Genomic DNA, 14,946 nt, shown 5'->3' on the forward strand with positions numbered 1-14,946 from the left:
CCTACACCAGCAGCATTTCGTCCAGGGCCGCGCCCGCGGGCACCATGGGGTACACGTTCTCCTCGCGTTCCACCCGCACGTCGATGACGGCGGTATGGGGCGAGGCGAAGGCCGCGCGCAGCGTGGATTCCAGTTCGCCCGCCTCGGTGATGCGGTAGCCTTCGGCCCCGTAGGCCTCGGCCAGCTTCACGAAGTCGGGCTGCGCCTCCATGCAGGTGGCGCAGTAGTTGCGCTGGTAGAACAGTTCCTGCCACTGGCGTACCATGCCGAGGTAGCCGTTGTTCAGGATCACGATCTTGATGGGCAGCTTGTTGCAGACGGCGGTGGCCAGTTCCTGGATGTTCATCTGGATGGAACCGTCGCCCGCCATGTCGATGACCAGCTTGTCCGGAAAGGCGAACTGCGCGCCGATGGCGGCCGGAAAGCCGTAGCCCATGGTGCCGAGCCCGCCCGAGGTGAGCAGCGTGCGCGGCTTGCGGAAGGTGAAGAACTGGGCCGTCCACATCTGGTTCTGGCCCACCTCGGTGGTGACGATGGCGTCGCCCCGGGTGATGGAGAAGATGGTTTCCACCACCTGCTGCGGCTTGATGGAGCCGTTTTTCACATAGGTCAGGGGCTGTTCGGTGCGCCAGGCGGAAACCTGGGCCAGCCACGGCTCGTGCGCCGTCGCCCAGTCCTTTTCGGCAAGGCGGGTGGTGGCTATCTCGCGGATGCCCGCCAGCGCCTTGCGGCAGTCGCCCACCACGGGAATGTCCACCTGCACGTTCTTGCGGATGGACGTGGGGTCGATGTCGATGTGCACGATGCGCGCGCCCGGCGCAAAGGCCGAGATGCGCCCGGTCACCCGGTCGTCGAAGCGCGCGCCCACGGCCACGATGCAGTCAGCGTTGTTCACCGCCTTGTTGCCCGCGTAGGTGCCGTGCATGCCGATCATGCCCAGCCACAGCGGGTCGTCGCCCGGAAAGGCGCCAAGGCCCATCAGCGTGGAGGTTACCGGAATGCTCAGGGTGCGGGCCAGCCAGCCCAGCTCTTCGCTGGCGTCGGACATGACCACGCCGCCGCCCGCGAAGAACAGCGGGCGCTTCGCCTCGATAAGCGCCTCCACCGCGCGGCGCAGTTGGTTCAGGTTGGGCCGGTAGGTGGGGTTGTAGCTGCGCATCTTGACGTCTTCGGGCCAGACGAATTCGGTCTTGGCCTGCATGACGTCCTTGGGCAAGTCGACCAGAACGGGACCCGGCCTGCCGGAGCGGGCCAGATAGAAGGCCTGCCGCAGCACGCGGGCAAGGTCGCGCACGTCCTTCACCAGATAGTTGTGCTTGGTGCACGGGCGGGTGATGCCGACGATGTCCACTTCCTGGAAGGCGTCGTTGCCGATGAGGGGGGTGGGTACCTGCCCCGTGAGCACGACCATGGGAATGGAGTCGGCATAGGCCGTGGCGATGCCGGTCACGGTGTTGGTGGCGCCCGGCCCGGAAGTGACCAGACAGACGCCCACCTTGCCCGAAGCGCGGGCGAAACCGTCGGCGGCGTGCACCGCCGCCTGTTCGTGCCGGACCAATACATGCCGGATGTCGTGCCGCGGCAGCTCGTCATAGATGTCTATGACGGCCCCGCCGGGATAGCCGAACAGCACGTCCACGCCTTCCCGTTTGAGGCATTCCAGCAGAATCCGGGCCCCGTTCAGTTCCATCTAGCCCTCCAAGGCGCGGTACCGGTCCAGTATGGCGTGGAGCCGGGTCTTTCCGTCGAGTTTCTGTTTCTTCAGTTCCTTGGCCTGCTTTTCTTCGGCAGGGGTCAGGAACGACTTGGATTCGATCTTCTCCAGTTGTTTCTCGAACAGAATATGCTCATCCCATAGCGCCTTCAGTTCGGGATCCGTGGCGGCGTACTTTTCCAGGAGCGCGTTGTCTTTCGGTTCCATGGAACTCTTCTCCTATGGCGTTGAGGGTTGTCCTTTCCCACATGTGCCAAGCAGGCCCCAGCTGGGCTCCACATCCGATTCGACGATCAGTTTCTTCAACCGGCCCGTATGGCCGGACACGATGCGCACGCGGTTGCGGCGCATTCCCAGCGCGGAGGCCACGAAGTCCTCCAGCGCCTTGTTGGCCTTGTTGTCCACGGCCGGTGCGGCCAGGCGCACCTTCAGCCTTCCGTCGGCCGTGCCCTCGCACCCGCTCTTGCGCGCGCCGGGCACCGCCCGCACCAGGACCGCCCATTGCCCTTCCCCGGCAGGGGCCGCCCATTCGGGGCGGCCGGCCTCAGGCCGGTCCACCCTTCTGCCGCCCGGCGATGCGCGCCGCGGCGGCCTCCAATTCCTCGTCGTCCTCGCGGGCCATGTCCAGCATGCGCAGGTGCTGCTGCACCACGGCGCGCACCTTCATCTCGAACTGCGCCTTGACCTTGCGGGCCTCGGCGATGTCCTCCTGAATGCGCGCAAGGCGGAGCTGCCCCTGATTGATGAGGTTCTCCGCCTTGGAATGGGCAGCGTCGATGATCAGCTGCGCCTCCCTCTGGGCACTGGCCTTGAGGTCGGCGGTGACCCTTTGGGTGGTCATCAACGTGTCTCGCAACGTCGATTCCCGCTCCCTGAATTCGGCAAGGCGCTCTTCCAGTTGGGCCACCTGCCCGGCCAGCGCGGCCCTTTCCTCGCTCAGCCGGCCGAGGGTATCCGCGGCCTCCTGCATCATCCTGTCCACCTCGTCGGTGGCGTAGCCCCGCAGGGACTTGGAAAAGCTGTGGTTCAGCAGATCTATGCGGCTCACGGACATGTGACGCCCCTATCGCATGGTGACGGCGAACTGGTACAGCGACTGGATGACCACGGCGTTGATGAACTGGATGGCCAGCAGCACCACCACCGGGGACAGGTCGAGCCCCCCCACGTAGGTGAACGGAATCCACTTGCGGACCCGGTAGAACACCGGCTCCGTCAGGTTGCGCAGGATGCGCACGATGGGATTGTAGGGATCGGGGTTGACCCACGAAAGGACAGCCGCAACGATGACGATCCAGAAATACAGGTTCAGCACGGCATCGAACACGCGCGCCACGCCGATAAGGAGATTCGAGAAAACGAACATGAACCCTCCGGTTGAGCGCACCCCGGAATTGGGGGGCGACCGTAACACCGATACTTCCACTTACCCGCGACAAGAATCAAGCAAAAAGTGGTTACTCCCGCACCGGGTGCGCGGCGCTGTCCACCGGACACCTTTCGCCGGACGCATTCCGCAGGCGCATTCCGCAGGCGCATTCCGCAGGGGCGACCCTGGCGGACGGCTCGCGGGCGGCCAGCCTACCGGAGGGGGCACTCCCGCCCGGCAGCCTGCCCGCCCTGCCGCCCGTTCTCCAGGCGCAGGTATTCCGCCAGCACGCGGCGCAGCATCCAGAAGTCGTCCAGGTGCAGCCGCGCGGTGAGCGACGGGCTGCGGTAGGCCCAGAAGCACACCCCGGCCATGCGGGCGGTTTCCTCGTCGGCGATGGTGTCGCCCATGAAGGCCACCTCGTCGCGGGCGAGGCCCCAGGCGTCAAGCGTGGCGCAAAGGCCCTCGGGGTGGGGCTTGGCCCGCACCCGCGCGGCGGTCATGACCGGAAAGAACAGCTCGGCCATGCCGAAGTGGTCGAGCACGTATTCCATGGTGGTGGTGCGGTTGGTGCAGATGCCCCGGCGAAAGCCCGCGTCGCGCAGCCAGCGCAGCAGTTCCATCAGGCCCGGCTCCGGGTCCAGCAGGGGCAGGATGTCGCGCCGGTAGACGATGCGCCTGCGCGCCTCGGGCAGCTTCGGCATGAGCTCGGGCGGCACGATGCGCGCCAGCGACTGCCCCACCGAGGCCATGTGGGTGTAGTCCTCATCCTGCCGGGACATGGGCGGCTGGCCCAGCGCGCCGAGGATGAGGTTGTAGTAGTGGATGTTGGACGCGCGCGAGTCGAACAGCACGCCGTCGCAATCGAAGATGATGCCCTTGAGGCCCCTGGGAAACAGTTGCCGGATGCGATGAACCGTTGGATACACGAAAACCTCGCGAAATATCTTGCACCGGCGGTTTCAAAAACCGGGCGCTGAAACCCCACCACACCTGTAGCTGCAACGGTTATTATGCGCAGACGTAACATGAGCGGGGATAAAAGGGGGGTGCAGGGGGCGGCAGCCCCCTGCCCGCCGGAGGCTTACAAAAAACCTATCCCTTCATACACTTGCCGCAACAGACCACGTCGAACACGCGGTCCAGCCACGGGCGCGCGCCATCGGGACCGGGGCGGCCCGCCACCTGCCACAGGGGCAGGCGGGCGTGCACCACCAGTTTGGCCACCTTGGCGCCCCAAGCGGGGCACAGGGCGGTGGCCTGTGCGGCGGTCACGGGGGCGAAGGCCGCGCCGCCGTCCCGCAGGGTGGCGGCGATCTCCGCGTCGCAGGTGAACAGCACCGCGCCGTCGGGCAGGAAGGGCCCCATGTTCTCCACGATGACCCGCCACGAGGGGCCGATGATGTCCGCGCCGCTGCCGGGCAGCATGGCGGAATAGGGGTCGAGGGCGGGCAGTTCGCGCAGTTCCTCGTCCGCCTCCACGCCCAGGATGTCGGCCAGGCTTTCGCGGCTGCGCGAGAACTTCTCCTTCAGGGCGTCCAGTTCGCGCACGCGCTCTTCCAGATGCCAGGCCAGGATCAGGGTCTTCTGCGCGGCGATGCGCCGGTTGCGCTCCGCCTGGGCCGGGTCATCAGGGGAACCGGGGGCGGCCCCGCCGTCCGCCCCGCCGGAAGCGAACTTCTCCAGCGCGGCCAGTTCGGAGCGGCCCAGCGAGAACGGGGCCTCGTCGTGGGCGCTTTCCAGCGCGGCCACCATGGCGGCCAGATCGCCGTGCGGGCCGGAGCCCACGTTCAGGCCGAAGTCCAGCAGTTCGGCCAGACAGGCCCGCGCCTCGGCCTCGGACAACGGCAACAGGGGCGAACGCCACGCCGGAACGGCGGGAGCGGACGGGCCGGCCTGCGGCGCACCACCGGCCACCGAGGGCGCGGCGGGCAGCCCGGCCGACAGGAACCGCACGCCCTCGGGCAGGCAGGCGGGGGCCAGTTCGCGGTGCAGCAGCGGAATGTAGAGCACGGGATGTTCGGATGCGTTGTGCATGGTCACCATCGGTATGGGCTTGAAGTCACTTGATGCGCGTGAACGGCAGGCGCGGCGCGCCACGGCCGCTCACGCCCCCTGGAACCGTTCGCAGATGCCGTCGCAGCGGGGCAGCAGCAGCACGCACACCCCCTCGCGGAAGTGGGTGCAGTCCAGCCAGTCCGCCTCGTCGCACCCGCCGTCCGCACAGGACTGACAGGATGGGCAGGACGGGGGCGGCGTGTAGTCCGCGCACAGCCCGCCGGGCGGCGGTATGGTGGCGAGGCGGCGCTCCCACAGCGCCGTGGCCTGCTCCGACGACAGGTCGAAGGTATCCGCCTGTTCGAGGAAATGGTCGTAGGCACGGACGATGCGCTGTTCCTCGCCGCAGCGCCAGTCCTCGTTCAGGCCGGGGTTCATGGTCTCGTCCACGGCGCAGTGCCCCGCCTCGTGGAAGCGGCAGCGGATGCCGGGCAGCCGCATGACGCGGCCCCGCCCGCCTGAACTGGCGGACGCGCCGCAAGCGGCCGAACCGCTCGGCCCGCCGGGGGCCTTGCCCCCCTTGCCGGGCTTTTCGAATGTCATGCCGTCTCCAGCGCGTGGGGCCAGAAGGCCATGCCGCCGTCCAGCACGTAGAGGTCGGTGGCCCCCAGGGCGCCCAGCATGCAGGCCACGCTCCACGCCGCGTCCGATGTGGCCGCCACCAGCACGATGGGGATGAAGCGGGGCACCTCGTCCTGCAACCGTTTGCGCAGTTGGGTGTGGGGGATGTTGTACGCGCCGGGCACGTGGCCCGCGCGCCAGTCGGGCGCGCTGCGCAGGTCCAGGGTGAAGAATTCCGCCCCGGCCTCGCGCGAGGCGATGAATTCGTCCGGAGTGATGCCGAAGTAGCGGCCAGCCAGCTTGTTGGCCAGGACGGCCGCCGCGCGGCGCAGCAGTTCACCGGCCGCGCCGGGCAGTTCGGCCTGGGCCAGGTCGGCCACGCGCATGCCCGCGCGCAGCGCCAGCGACGCGGCGGACACCACGGCGGCGCACAGTTCCGCGTCGCGGCCCGCCACCTGCGCGCCCAGCAGCGCGCCGCCGGTCCTGGCGGCCAGCAGCTTCACGGCATGCCCGGCGGGCAGGCCGCCCCACGCGCCGGATTCGTCGTCGTCATCCGATGAGCCCTTCGGGCTGCCGGTCGCGGCGGGGGTGGCGTACACGGAAAACTCTGTTTCCACCTCGGCCCGGGCACAGGCGGCGGACCCAAGGCCCACGGCGGCCACGGTGACGCCGGGGCCTTCGGCGTGCACGGCGCCCAGGGCGGGCAGGCGGCAGGGGCAGTCGCCCAGGGCGTCGGCCAGTTCGGCCATATCGGGGTCGCCGGACCCGGCAAGTTCCGCCGCCAGATCGCCCGCGGGGCAGGCGGCCACGCCCCGCGCCGGGGACACGTCGGCGCCGGTGGCGTCGATGGAGGCCAGGTGGTCGGCCAGGGCGCGGACCAGGCCCGGCACCTCGGCGGGCACGGCGGCGGCCTGCTCCACCCCGCCATCCGGGGCCATGCGCTGCACGCCGACCCCGGTGCCGAACACGTACACGCCGGGCGCGCCGGTGCGCAGGCAGCCGTCCACGTCGATGCGGCCGGTATCGTCCAGGCTGATGCCGTCCAGGGTCAGGGCCGGGTTCTGCACCACCAGCGGGCTGGTCCAGATGAACAGATCGCCTTCCACGCGCAGGTCCGTGCCACCGGGGCCGCCGGTTCCGTCCGCACGGTCGGGGGCCACGGCCACCAGCGCGGCAAATCCGCCGTCCCCGGCGGGCAGCGCGCCCATGCGCTCCATGGCCACGCCCGTCCAGTTCACCGTTTCCACGCCGTTGCGGCGGGCCATGCGCGCCGCGTGGCGCCACATGTCGGCGTCCACGGCGTTGGCGGCATCGCCCGCGGCCGGGCGGGTGCGCACCCACACCGGGGTGGCCCCGGCCGCGCGCACCAGGCGCAGCGCCTCCAGCGCCTCGGCCCCCTGCCCCACCACCACGGTGCGGCAGGCGCCCGCGGCCACCCGTTCGGCCAGCAGGCCGTCGAGGCCCGCCACGTCGGCGCCGGGCCAGGCGAACACGTTGGGCGCGCCGCGCAGGGCACGGGGAATGCGCGGGGTGGCGTCGATCTCCATGGCCAACTGGTCGTAGCGCACGGCCAGCCTGCCCCGGCTGGAACCGGCGATGACGGTGCTGGCGTCGAGATCGACGGAAAGCTCGGCCGCGTCCAGCACGCCCACCTCGCGGGCGGCCAGCAGCGCGCGCGAGGCGCGCCGGGCGGCCAGGCACGCGGCAAACGGCCCGCCGCCCCCGCCGCCGACAGCGTCGCCCTTGGGGCCCGCTTCGGGCATGATCATGTTCACCTCGCACCCCGGCAGCAGCCGCTTGACGCGCGCGGCAAGCTTGCCCGCCCCCACACCGGAACCTATGACAACGATGCGTCGCATGTATCGCTCCATTCATTGAAGTGTGCGCAACCACCTTGGAACACAGGCCATCACCCGGCGTTGCGCGCCTTGACCGGGGTGTACCCGATGTGTATATGCATGGCATCACTAACGGAGGCATGCATATGTTCGGCATCGGCATTCAGGAATTGTTGGTCGTTCTCGTTCTGGTCCTGCTGGTGTTCGGGGCCAACAAGCTCCCCGAAATCGGCGGCGGGCTCGGGCGTGCCATCCGGAATTTCAAGCGGGCCACCAGCGAGCCCGATGAAATCGACATCACTCCGGGCAAGAAGAACGAAAAGATCGACAAGGACGACAAGCAGGCGTAACCGGGCCACGCGCCCGACAGGCATTTTTCCGGAACCCGGCGCGGCATGCCCGCCGGGTTTCTTTCGTTTCCGCCCCAGCAAGCCACACCCTCGAAAAACCGGCCCCGATTTCAACCCCACTTGAAGCGTGGTGGCGAGCCGGGCCAAATTAGGATTTTCGTTCGTTGGCAAGGAAAACGAGCCTGCCATAGAGGGAGTATACTCTTATCGTATTCGACCGACATGGCAGGCGAAGTTTGACGAAGCCAACGGGCGAAAGGACAATTTGGCCGCAGCCTACTGAAGCACTTCCCGCGTCAGCTTTCGCGGCGCAAGATATTCGTCCAGCCGCCGGTCCAGTTCCACCCGGTTCACCAGCACCAGCTTCCAGGTGGCCGCCAGCCCGCCGGGCCGCATGGTCACGTCCTGCAACTGCGCGCTTTGCAGGGCGCGGTCCCAGTCGTGCAGGGCCCGGTCGAAGGCTTCCACGCTGTCGGCGGTGAGCCAGCCGGTCACCCGCAGCACGGCCTGCTGCCCCGCCGCGGCCCCGGCCACCTGGCGGTGCGAGAAATACCACGCCCACAACCCGAGCCACGCATCGTCCACGCTGGCCCCGTCGGCCGAAGTGGAGCCTTCGGGCGCATCCAGGGTGCCGTACCACACCTTGTTCTGGGGGCGCAGGGCCACGCGCACCGAAGCCCCGGCGCGCTGTTCCACCCCGTACAACAGTTGCAGCCTGCTCACGCGCTCCGCCACCTCGGGCGAGGCGCCGGAAAGTTGCAGTACCATGGCCACGGGCTCTTCGGCGGTGTAGTAGGCGCCCACCTGGCGCAGCCGGTCCTTGAGCATGTCGCGGTTCACGTCCACGTCCACGGCAAGGCGGGTGCCGCCCTGCACCTGGGTCATGCCCAGTTCGCTGTAGCCGCGCACCACCTCGCCGATGACGGTGCCCAGGTATTCGCGCAGCGCGGCGCGGCGCGCCTCGGACAGGGGGGCGCGCAGGATGTCCAGGGCCTCGTCGGTGACGGCGTTGGTGAAGGCCTCGCCCTGCGCCTGGGCGCGTGTCTTGGAGACCTGCCCCTCGCCCCACACGGCCTCGGCGCGGCGGGCATGGCCCGGCACGGCCTGGCACAGCACGGCGGCCACGACGGCAAGACCGCACAGAATCCGCCACGGCGACGCGAGCGCGCGCGGCACGGCGAGCGAAAACGCATGGCGGGATGCGCTATGACGGGGCGCCGATGCCGCCCCGTGGCCGACTGTGCGGTGGCCGGGACAGCGGCGGCCGGGACAACGGAACATCATGAATACTCCGGTGTTCTGCAAAATGGTGTCGTTCCGTGGCGTTGTAGCCGATTTCGGCCCCGAACGCCAGCGCGGGCGGGCCGGACGCCGGAGAAAGGGGCGGAGGCGGGGCCGGAACGCGGCGCGAACGTCAGGGAATAATCGGGGAATCATCGGGGAATCATCGGGAGGCGCGGCTCGGCGGGCAAGGGTCACTCCCCGGCCCGCTCCATGTCCGCGACCGGTTCCGTTTCCGCGTCCAGCGCGCGGAAGGCCACGCCCAGGTGGTCCAGCCAGATGTCCACGAAGCCGCCGTACTCGGCCGTGCCGCGCAGCACGGGCACACATTCCATGCCCGCCGCCTCGATGCGCGACCGCCACGAGTCGGGCGCGTCGCCGGCCATGTCCAGCATGGCGTGCCGCCCCACCACCGAAAGCAGCGGCAGCAGCCACGCCCGGCGCACCCCGGCCGCCGCGAGTCGGGGCAGGATGTCGTCGATGGTGCAGTCCCCGTCCATGGTGCCGATGTGCACCAGCGGATCGCGCTCGCGCACCTGGGCGGACAGCGTCCCGTAGCGGGATTCGCCCTCGTGCCAGGTGCCGTGCCCCATGAACACGCAGGCGTCGCCGGGGACGCGTTCCGGCGGCAGGTGGGCCAGCAGCGCGGCGGCGGCGCGGCGGATGTCGTCGTCGGAATCCAGCAGGGGCGCGCCCACGGTGGCCCGGACGAAGCCTTCGCGGAAGAAGCCTTCGCGGCCCGCGTCGCCGCTTCCCCCGCCCGCCGCGCGCCCGGCGTTCCCCGTCCCGCGCATGTCCTCCACGTCGGCCAGCAGGTCGGCATATTCCGCGCCGGGGATGGAATGCAGCGACTGCACGGCGACGTGGGTGTACTTTTCGAACCACATCTTGCGCAGGGCCTTGTGGACGGAATCGGTCTTCTTGCGCGCGGCCGCCAGCCGGTGGCGCATGACCACCGAGGTGAACGCCCAGCGCACCGGCACGCCGGGGAACAGCGCCCGCACCCGGTCGTCGAACAGACGAAGGGTGGACTGCCCCTGCGGGGTTCCGGAGCCGAACGCGGCGAGAAGGATGCCTTTCTTCATGTGGACTGCCGTGGGGATTGCCAGCGGGTAGTTGCGGTACGGGCCGTGCGGGCCGTGCGTGCGGGATGCCCCCGCGCGGCCATGCCGCACGGCGCAACGGCGGGAAGCGCCACGGTGCAGGCTACGCATGACGGCAGAACATTGCAAGTTATTTCTGCACGATGCACGGCGTCCACTCCGCCCGGCACCCCCGGCGCGTCCGCCGCGCCATATTGACCTTGCCCCGCCGCTGCCTGTACCATTCACCCCTGCGCCCGGCCCTGCCGGGCGTCATCCCCAGCACACCCGTCACCATCACGGAGACATGATGCGCCTACTCGTTACGGGCGGTTGCGGCTTCATCGGCACCAACTTCGTCCGTCTCGTCATGGACCGCCGCCCCGACGTCACGGTGGTCAACCTCGACAAGCTGACCTACGCGGGCAACCCGCTGAACCTCGCCGACATCGAAAAGACCCACGGCGGCGCCCGCTATTTCTTCGAGCGCGCCGACATCGCCGACGCGGTCGCCGTGCGCCGCATCCTGAAGGACCACCGCATCGACGCGGTGGTCAACTTCGCGGCGGAAACCCACGTGGACCGCTCCATAGACGACCCCGCGCCCTTCGTGCTCACCAACGTGCTGGGCGCGCAGACCCTGCTCGCCGCCGCGCGCGACGCCGGGGTGGCCCGCTTCGTCCACGTCTCCACCGACGAGGTGTACGGCACCCTGGGGGCGGAAGGACGCTTCACCGAATCCACCCCCCTGGCCCCCAACAGCCCCTATTCCGCCTCCAAGGCGGCGGGCGACCTGATGGCCCGCGCCTGGTTCGAGACCTACGGCTACCCGGTGGTGGTCACCCGCTGCTCCAACAACTACGGGCCGTACCAGTTCCCGGAAAAGCTCATCCCGCTGATGATCGGCCGGGCCGGGCGCGACGAAACCCTGCCCGTGTACGGCGACGGCCTGAACGTGCGCGACTGGATCCACGTGGACGACCACTGCCGCGGCGTGCTGCTGGCCCTGGAAAAGGGCCGCCCCGGCGCGGTGTACAATTTCGGCGGCGCGGCGGAGCGCCCCAACATCGAGGTGGTGCGCGCCATCCTGCGTCTGGTGGGCAAGCCGGAAAGCCTGATCCGCCACGTCACCGACCGGCCCGGCCACGACCGCCGCTACGCCATGGACTTTTCGCTGGCCGCGCGGGAACTCGGCTACGCGCCGGAATACGATTTCGAGCGCGGCCTGGCCGAAACCGTGGCCTGGTACCGGGCCAACACACCATGGCTTGAAAGCGTGGCCTCGGGGGCGTACAGGGAATTCATGCAACGCTGGTACGGAGAACGATTGTGAGCCCGCGCCCCAAGGCGCTGGTGCTCGGCGGCAGGACCGGGCTGCTCGGCCAGGCCCTGGTGCGCGTGCTGCGCGAATCCGGCTGGGACGCCGTGCCCACCGGGCGCGACGAGGTGAACGTGCTCGATTCCGGGGCGCTGGCCTCGTTCATCGAGCGCGCCGAGCCCGCCGTGATCTTCAACACCGTGGCCTGGACCCAGGTGGACCTGGCCGAAGAGCGCGAGGAAGACGCCACCCGTCTCAACCGGCAGTTGCCCACGTGCCTCGCGCGCATGGTGCGCGGCACCTCCATGCACCTCGTGCACTTCAGCACCGATTTCGTGTTCAGCGGCAGAAAGGGCGCGCCCTACACGCCGGACGACACGCCCGACCCCGCGTCCGTCTACGGGGCCACCAAGCTGGCCGGGGAACAGGCCGTGCTCCAGCAGTGCCCGGACAACGCCTGCGTGGTGCGCACGTCCTGGCTGTTCGGGCCGGGCCGCCGCAACTTCGTCAAGGTCATCCTGGACATCTGCCACGACAAGGGCGAGGCCCGCGTGGTGCACGACCAGATCGGCTCGCCCACCTACACCCTGGACCTGGCGGCGGGCAGCGTGAAACTGGCCGAACTGCGGGCCACGGGTATCTTCCACCTGGCCAACGCCGGGCAGGCCAGCTGGTGCGAACTGGCGTCGGAAGCCGTGAGCCTGGCCGGGCTGCCCTGCAAGGTGCACGCGATTCCTTCGCGCGACTATCCGCAGAAGGCCCAGCGTCCGCCCTTCTCGGTGCTGGACACCTCGCGCTTCACCCAGGTGACCGGCATCACCCCGCGCCCGTGGCCGCAAGCCCTGCGTGACTACATCTACAAGGAATGCCTGCCCGGCACGCACGACGCATGACGCCGCGCGGGCAGACCGCACTTCGGCCAGCGGCCGCCAACGATCAGGACACCCCAGGGAATACGACATGCCGCCCGCCGAACACCTCCGCACCCTCGCCCGCGCCGCATGCGGCACCACCAGGGACGCCTTCCACGTCTGGCTGACGCTGGTCAAGGTGATGGTGCCCATCATCATCGTGGTCAAGGTGCTGACCGAACTGGACCTGGTGCGCTACCTGGCCCTGCCGCTGTCGCCCGTCATGGGCCTTGTGGGCCTGCCCGCCGACCTCGGCCTGTCGTGGGCCACCAGCATGCTGGTGAACATCTACAGCGGCCTGTTCGTGTACGCCGGGCTGCTGCCGGGCATGGAACAGCTGACCGTGGCCCAGGTGACCACCTTCGCCACCATGACACTCATCGCCCACAACGTGCTGGTGGAAGGGCGCATCGCCCAGCAGTGCGGCCTGAACATGACCACCCAGATCGTGCTGCGCTTCGGCGGGGCGCTGCTGTGCGGCATGCTGATGCGCGCCTTCTTCGACGCCACCGGCTACCTTTCCGAGCCCGCCGTCATGCTCTGGGCCCCGCGCGAGGCCCCGGCCACCCTGGCCGCCTGGGCCTGGAACGAGGCGCGCAACCTGATCTCGGTGTTCGGCATCGTGCTGGCGCTGATGGGCCTGATGCGCGTGCTGGACGCCGTGGGCATCACCAAACTGCTCAACGCCTGCCTGCGCCCGGCGCTGCGGCTGATGGGCATCGGCGACAACGCCGCCACCATCACCATCATCGGCCTCGGCATGGGCATCGCCTACGGCGGCGGGCTCATCGTGCACGAGGTGCAGGGCGGCAAGGTGCCCCCGCGCGACGTGTTCAGTTCGCTGTCGCTCATGGGCCTGTCGCACGCGCTCATCGAGGACACCCTGCTCATGGCCCTCATCGGCGCGCACCTGGGCGGCACCCTGTGGGCGCGGCTGATCTTCTCCATGGTGGTGGTGATGCTGCTCATCCGGCTGTACGACCGGCTGCGGCCCACGCCCGCCCCGGCCGCTCCCGCCCGGCAGGGCGCGTAGGCGCGCCCCCGCAGGCCATGTCCATACCCCACGCCACCACACCCGACGCCATCACTCCCGACGTCCACCCGGCCGACGCCGCGCCGCGCACCGTGTGGATCAACGCGGGCGAACTGTCCGGCGACATGCACGGCGGCCGCCTGCTGGAAGCCCTGCGCCGCCGCGACCCGGCGCTGCGCTGCATCGGCATGGGCGGCCCGCACCTGCGCGCGGCCGGGCAGGACGCCATCCTGCGCGTGGAAGACCTGTCGGTGATGGGCATCACCGAGGTGCTCGGCTACCTGCCGCGCATCCTCGGCATGCTGCGCCGCATCAAGGCGGAACTGGCCGCGCGCAGGCCCGACGCGGTGGTGCTCATCGACGCGCCGGAATTCAACTTCCGCATCGCCAGGGCCGCCCACGCACTGGGCATTCCGGTGCACTACTACATCAGCCCCAAGATCTGGGCGTGGCGCACCGGGCGGGTGAACTTCATCCGCCGCCACATCCGCCGGATGATCTGCATCCTGCCCTTCGAGGTGGAATTCTACCGCCGCCACGGCATGCACGTGGACTATGTGGGCAACCCGCTGCTGGACATGATGGACTGGCGACGGCTGGACGCCATCGCCCCGGCGCCCGGCCGCATCGGCCTGATGCCCGGCAGCCGCCGCAAGGAGATCGAGGCACTGATGCCGGAATACGGCAAGGCCGCCCGGCTGCTGCTGCAAGACCACCCCGGCCTGTCCTTCCACTGCGTGCGCGCCCCCAACGTCACCGAGGACGCCCTGCGCGCATTGTGGCCCGCCGACGTGCCCCTGACCGTCGAACCGCCGGACGACCGCTACGCCACCCTGCGCACCTGCCAGCTGCTGCTGGCCGCCTCGGGCACGGCCACGCTGGAAACCGCCCTGCTGGGCGTGCCCACCCTGGTGGCCTACCGGGTGTCGCCCTTCTCGTACTGGCTGGGCAAGCGGCTGGTGAAGGTCAGGTGGGTCAGCCTGCCCAACCTTGTCCTGAACCGCGAGGTGTTCCCCGAACTGTTGCAGGAGAACGCCGACGGCGCGGTGCTGGCCCGCCATGCCGCCCGCTGGCTGGATACCCCCGGCGAACTGGACCGCGTGCGCGCCGACCTGGCCGACCTGCGCCGCCGCTGCGGCCCCCCCGGCGCGGCTGACGCCGCCGCGAGGATCATTCTGGAAGAGATGATGTAAAAACAGAACCGGGGGAGGGAGGAACCACCTTTTGGAAAAGGTGGTTCCTCCCACCCCCCGGCCCCCCCCCGCCCCCCCCCCCGGCCCCGCCCGCCCCGTGGGCCCCCCGGTCTCCGCCCCTGCCCCTGCCGGACAGTGGCGCACCGCGTTTTCCGCGCCGCCCCGTTTTTCACCGGCCCTCCCGGCTTTCCTGTCTTTTCCCGTCCTCCCTCCACCGGCTTTCCCCCAGCTTTTCCCT

The 14,946-nt window shown here is 69.5% G+C and carries 16 protein-coding genes; 5 read left to right on the top strand and 11 right to left on the bottom strand.

Annotated elements, in window-relative coordinates; genetic code table 11:
- Position 1 precedes the first annotated feature (1 nt).
- From ilvB to V6B97_RS15945, 9 genes are all read right to left on the bottom strand, one after another.
- Entirely contained in the window at positions 2-1,690 is a 1,689-nt protein-coding gene (ilvB, locus tag V6B97_RS15905; RefSeq protein ID WP_333507508.1) for a biosynthetic-type acetolactate synthase large subunit, read from the bottom strand.
- A complete protein-coding gene (locus V6B97_RS15910) occupies positions 1,691-1,921 on the bottom strand; it encodes a DUF465 domain-containing protein (protein WP_333507509.1) in 231 nt (76 codons plus the stop codon).
- Between the two features lie 12 nt (positions 1,922-1,933).
- On the bottom strand, positions 1,934-2,203 hold the full coding sequence (locus V6B97_RS15915) for a DUF167 domain-containing protein (protein ID WP_333507510.1): 270 nt from the start codon (positions 2,201-2,203) through the stop codon (positions 1,934-1,936).
- Between the two features lie 55 nt (positions 2,204-2,258).
- On the bottom strand, positions 2,259-2,768 hold the full coding sequence (locus V6B97_RS15920) for a DivIVA domain-containing protein (RefSeq protein ID WP_333507511.1): 510 nt from the start codon (positions 2,766-2,768) through the stop codon (positions 2,259-2,261).
- Between the two features lie 9 nt (positions 2,769-2,777).
- Positions 2,778-3,080: a YggT family protein gene (locus tag V6B97_RS15925; RefSeq protein ID WP_333507512.1), complete on the bottom strand. Its 303-nt coding sequence runs from the start codon at positions 3,078-3,080 to the stop codon at positions 2,778-2,780.
- A gap of 215 nt (positions 3,081-3,295) precedes the next feature.
- Positions 3,296-4,012, bottom strand: coding sequence for an HAD family hydrolase (locus V6B97_RS15930; protein ID WP_333507513.1), 717 nt, complete (start codon positions 4,010-4,012; stop codon positions 3,296-3,298).
- Between the two features lie 166 nt (positions 4,013-4,178).
- Positions 4,179-5,120, bottom strand: coding sequence for a hypothetical protein (locus V6B97_RS15935; protein ID WP_333507514.1), 942 nt, complete (start codon positions 5,118-5,120; stop codon positions 4,179-4,181).
- A gap of 69 nt (positions 5,121-5,189) precedes the next feature.
- Complete coding sequence (locus V6B97_RS15940; protein WP_333507515.1) at positions 5,190-5,684, bottom strand: hypothetical protein; 495 nt, start codon at positions 5,682-5,684, stop codon at positions 5,190-5,192.
- Positions 5,681-7,561 (bottom strand): rhodanese-like domain-containing protein, encoded by a 1,881-nt coding sequence (locus V6B97_RS15945; RefSeq protein WP_333507516.1) that lies wholly within the window; start codon positions 7,559-7,561, stop codon positions 5,681-5,683. Before V6B97_RS15945 ends, V6B97_RS15940 begins: the two co-directional genes overlap by 4 nt.
- A gap of 125 nt (positions 7,562-7,686) precedes the next feature.
- Between V6B97_RS15945 and V6B97_RS15950 the strand changes: the two genes are divergently transcribed.
- Positions 7,687-7,890: a twin-arginine translocase TatA/TatE family subunit gene (locus V6B97_RS15950; RefSeq protein ID WP_333507517.1), complete on the top strand. Its 204-nt coding sequence runs from the start codon at positions 7,687-7,689 to the stop codon at positions 7,888-7,890.
- Positions 7,891-8,166: 276 nt separating this feature from the next.
- On the opposite strand, the gene V6B97_RS15955 is transcribed toward V6B97_RS15950, so the two are convergent.
- Both V6B97_RS15955 and V6B97_RS15960 read right to left on the bottom strand, forming a co-directional pair.
- The gene (locus tag V6B97_RS15955) at positions 8,167-9,066 is read right to left on the bottom strand and encodes a hypothetical protein (RefSeq protein WP_333507518.1); all 900 of its coding nucleotides are present in this window, start codon (positions 9,064-9,066) and stop codon (positions 8,167-8,169) included.
- A 299-nt stretch (positions 9,067-9,365) separates the two neighbouring features.
- Complete coding sequence (locus V6B97_RS15960) at positions 9,366-10,256, bottom strand: sirohydrochlorin cobaltochelatase (RefSeq protein ID WP_333507519.1); 891 nt, start codon at positions 10,254-10,256, stop codon at positions 9,366-9,368.
- Positions 10,257-10,563: 307 nt separating this feature from the next.
- On the opposite strand from V6B97_RS15960, the gene rfbB reads away from it, so the two are divergent.
- The 4 genes from rfbB (at position 10,564) to lpxB (ending at position 14,708) form a co-directional block, all read left to right on the top strand.
- Positions 10,564-11,586, top strand: a complete 1,023-nt coding sequence (gene rfbB, locus V6B97_RS15965; protein ID WP_333507520.1) for a dTDP-glucose 4,6-dehydratase — start codon at positions 10,564-10,566, stop codon at positions 11,584-11,586.
- Complete coding sequence (rfbD, locus tag V6B97_RS15970) at positions 11,583-12,464, top strand: dTDP-4-dehydrorhamnose reductase (RefSeq protein WP_333507521.1); 882 nt, start codon at positions 11,583-11,585, stop codon at positions 12,462-12,464. The genes rfbB and rfbD overlap by 4 nt, the downstream gene beginning before the upstream one ends.
- A 67-nt stretch (positions 12,465-12,531) precedes the next feature.
- Positions 12,532-13,515 carry a hypothetical protein gene (locus V6B97_RS15975; RefSeq protein ID WP_333507522.1) on the top strand — a complete coding sequence of 328 codons (984 nt, stop codon included), beginning with the start codon at positions 12,532-12,534 and terminating at the stop codon, positions 13,513-13,515.
- A gap of 17 nt (positions 13,516-13,532) precedes the next feature.
- A complete protein-coding gene (gene lpxB, locus V6B97_RS15980; RefSeq protein WP_333507523.1) occupies positions 13,533-14,708 on the top strand; it encodes a lipid-A-disaccharide synthase in 1,176 nt (391 codons plus the stop codon).
- Positions 14,709-14,946: the final 238 nt, after the last annotated feature.

Source organism: Nitratidesulfovibrio sp. 1201_IL3209 (assembly GCF_036763125.1).
Taxonomy (GTDB): domain Bacteria; phylum Desulfobacterota; class Desulfovibrionia; order Desulfovibrionales; family Desulfovibrionaceae; genus Cupidesulfovibrio.

Coding starts and splice junctions, on each gene's coding strand:
- ilvB (WP_333507508.1), bottom strand. CDS start 1,690: ATGGAACTGAACGGGGCCCGGATTCTGCTGGAATGCCTCAAACGGGAA.
- V6B97_RS15910 (WP_333507509.1), bottom strand. CDS start 1,921: ATGGAACCGAAAGACAACGCGCTCCTGGAAAAGTACGCCGCCACGGAT.
- V6B97_RS15920 (WP_333507511.1), bottom strand. CDS start 2,768: ATGTCCGTGAGCCGCATAGATCTGCTGAACCACAGCTTTTCCAAGTCC.
- V6B97_RS15925 (WP_333507512.1), bottom strand. CDS start 3,080: ATGTTCGTTTTCTCGAATCTCCTTATCGGCGTGGCGCGCGTGTTCGAT.
- V6B97_RS15935 (WP_333507514.1), bottom strand. CDS start 5,120: ATGCACAACGCATCCGAACATCCCGTGCTCTACATTCCGCTGCTGCAC.
- V6B97_RS15940 (WP_333507515.1), bottom strand. CDS start 5,684: ATGACATTCGAAAAGCCCGGCAAGGGGGGCAAGGCCCCCGGCGGGCCG.
- V6B97_RS15945 (WP_333507516.1), bottom strand. CDS start 7,561: ATGCGACGCATCGTTGTCATAGGTTCCGGTGTGGGGGCGGGCAAGCTT.
- V6B97_RS15950 (WP_333507517.1), top strand. CDS start 7,687: ATGTTCGGCATCGGCATTCAGGAATTGTTGGTCGTTCTCGTTCTGGTC.
- V6B97_RS15960 (WP_333507519.1), bottom strand. CDS start 10,256: ATGAAGAAAGGCATCCTTCTCGCCGCGTTCGGCTCCGGAACCCCGCAG.
- rfbB (WP_333507520.1), top strand. CDS start 10,564: ATGCGCCTACTCGTTACGGGCGGTTGCGGCTTCATCGGCACCAACTTC.
- V6B97_RS15975 (WP_333507522.1), top strand. CDS start 12,532: ATGCCGCCCGCCGAACACCTCCGCACCCTCGCCCGCGCCGCATGCGGC.
- lpxB (WP_333507523.1), top strand. CDS start 13,533: ATGTCCATACCCCACGCCACCACACCCGACGCCATCACTCCCGACGTC.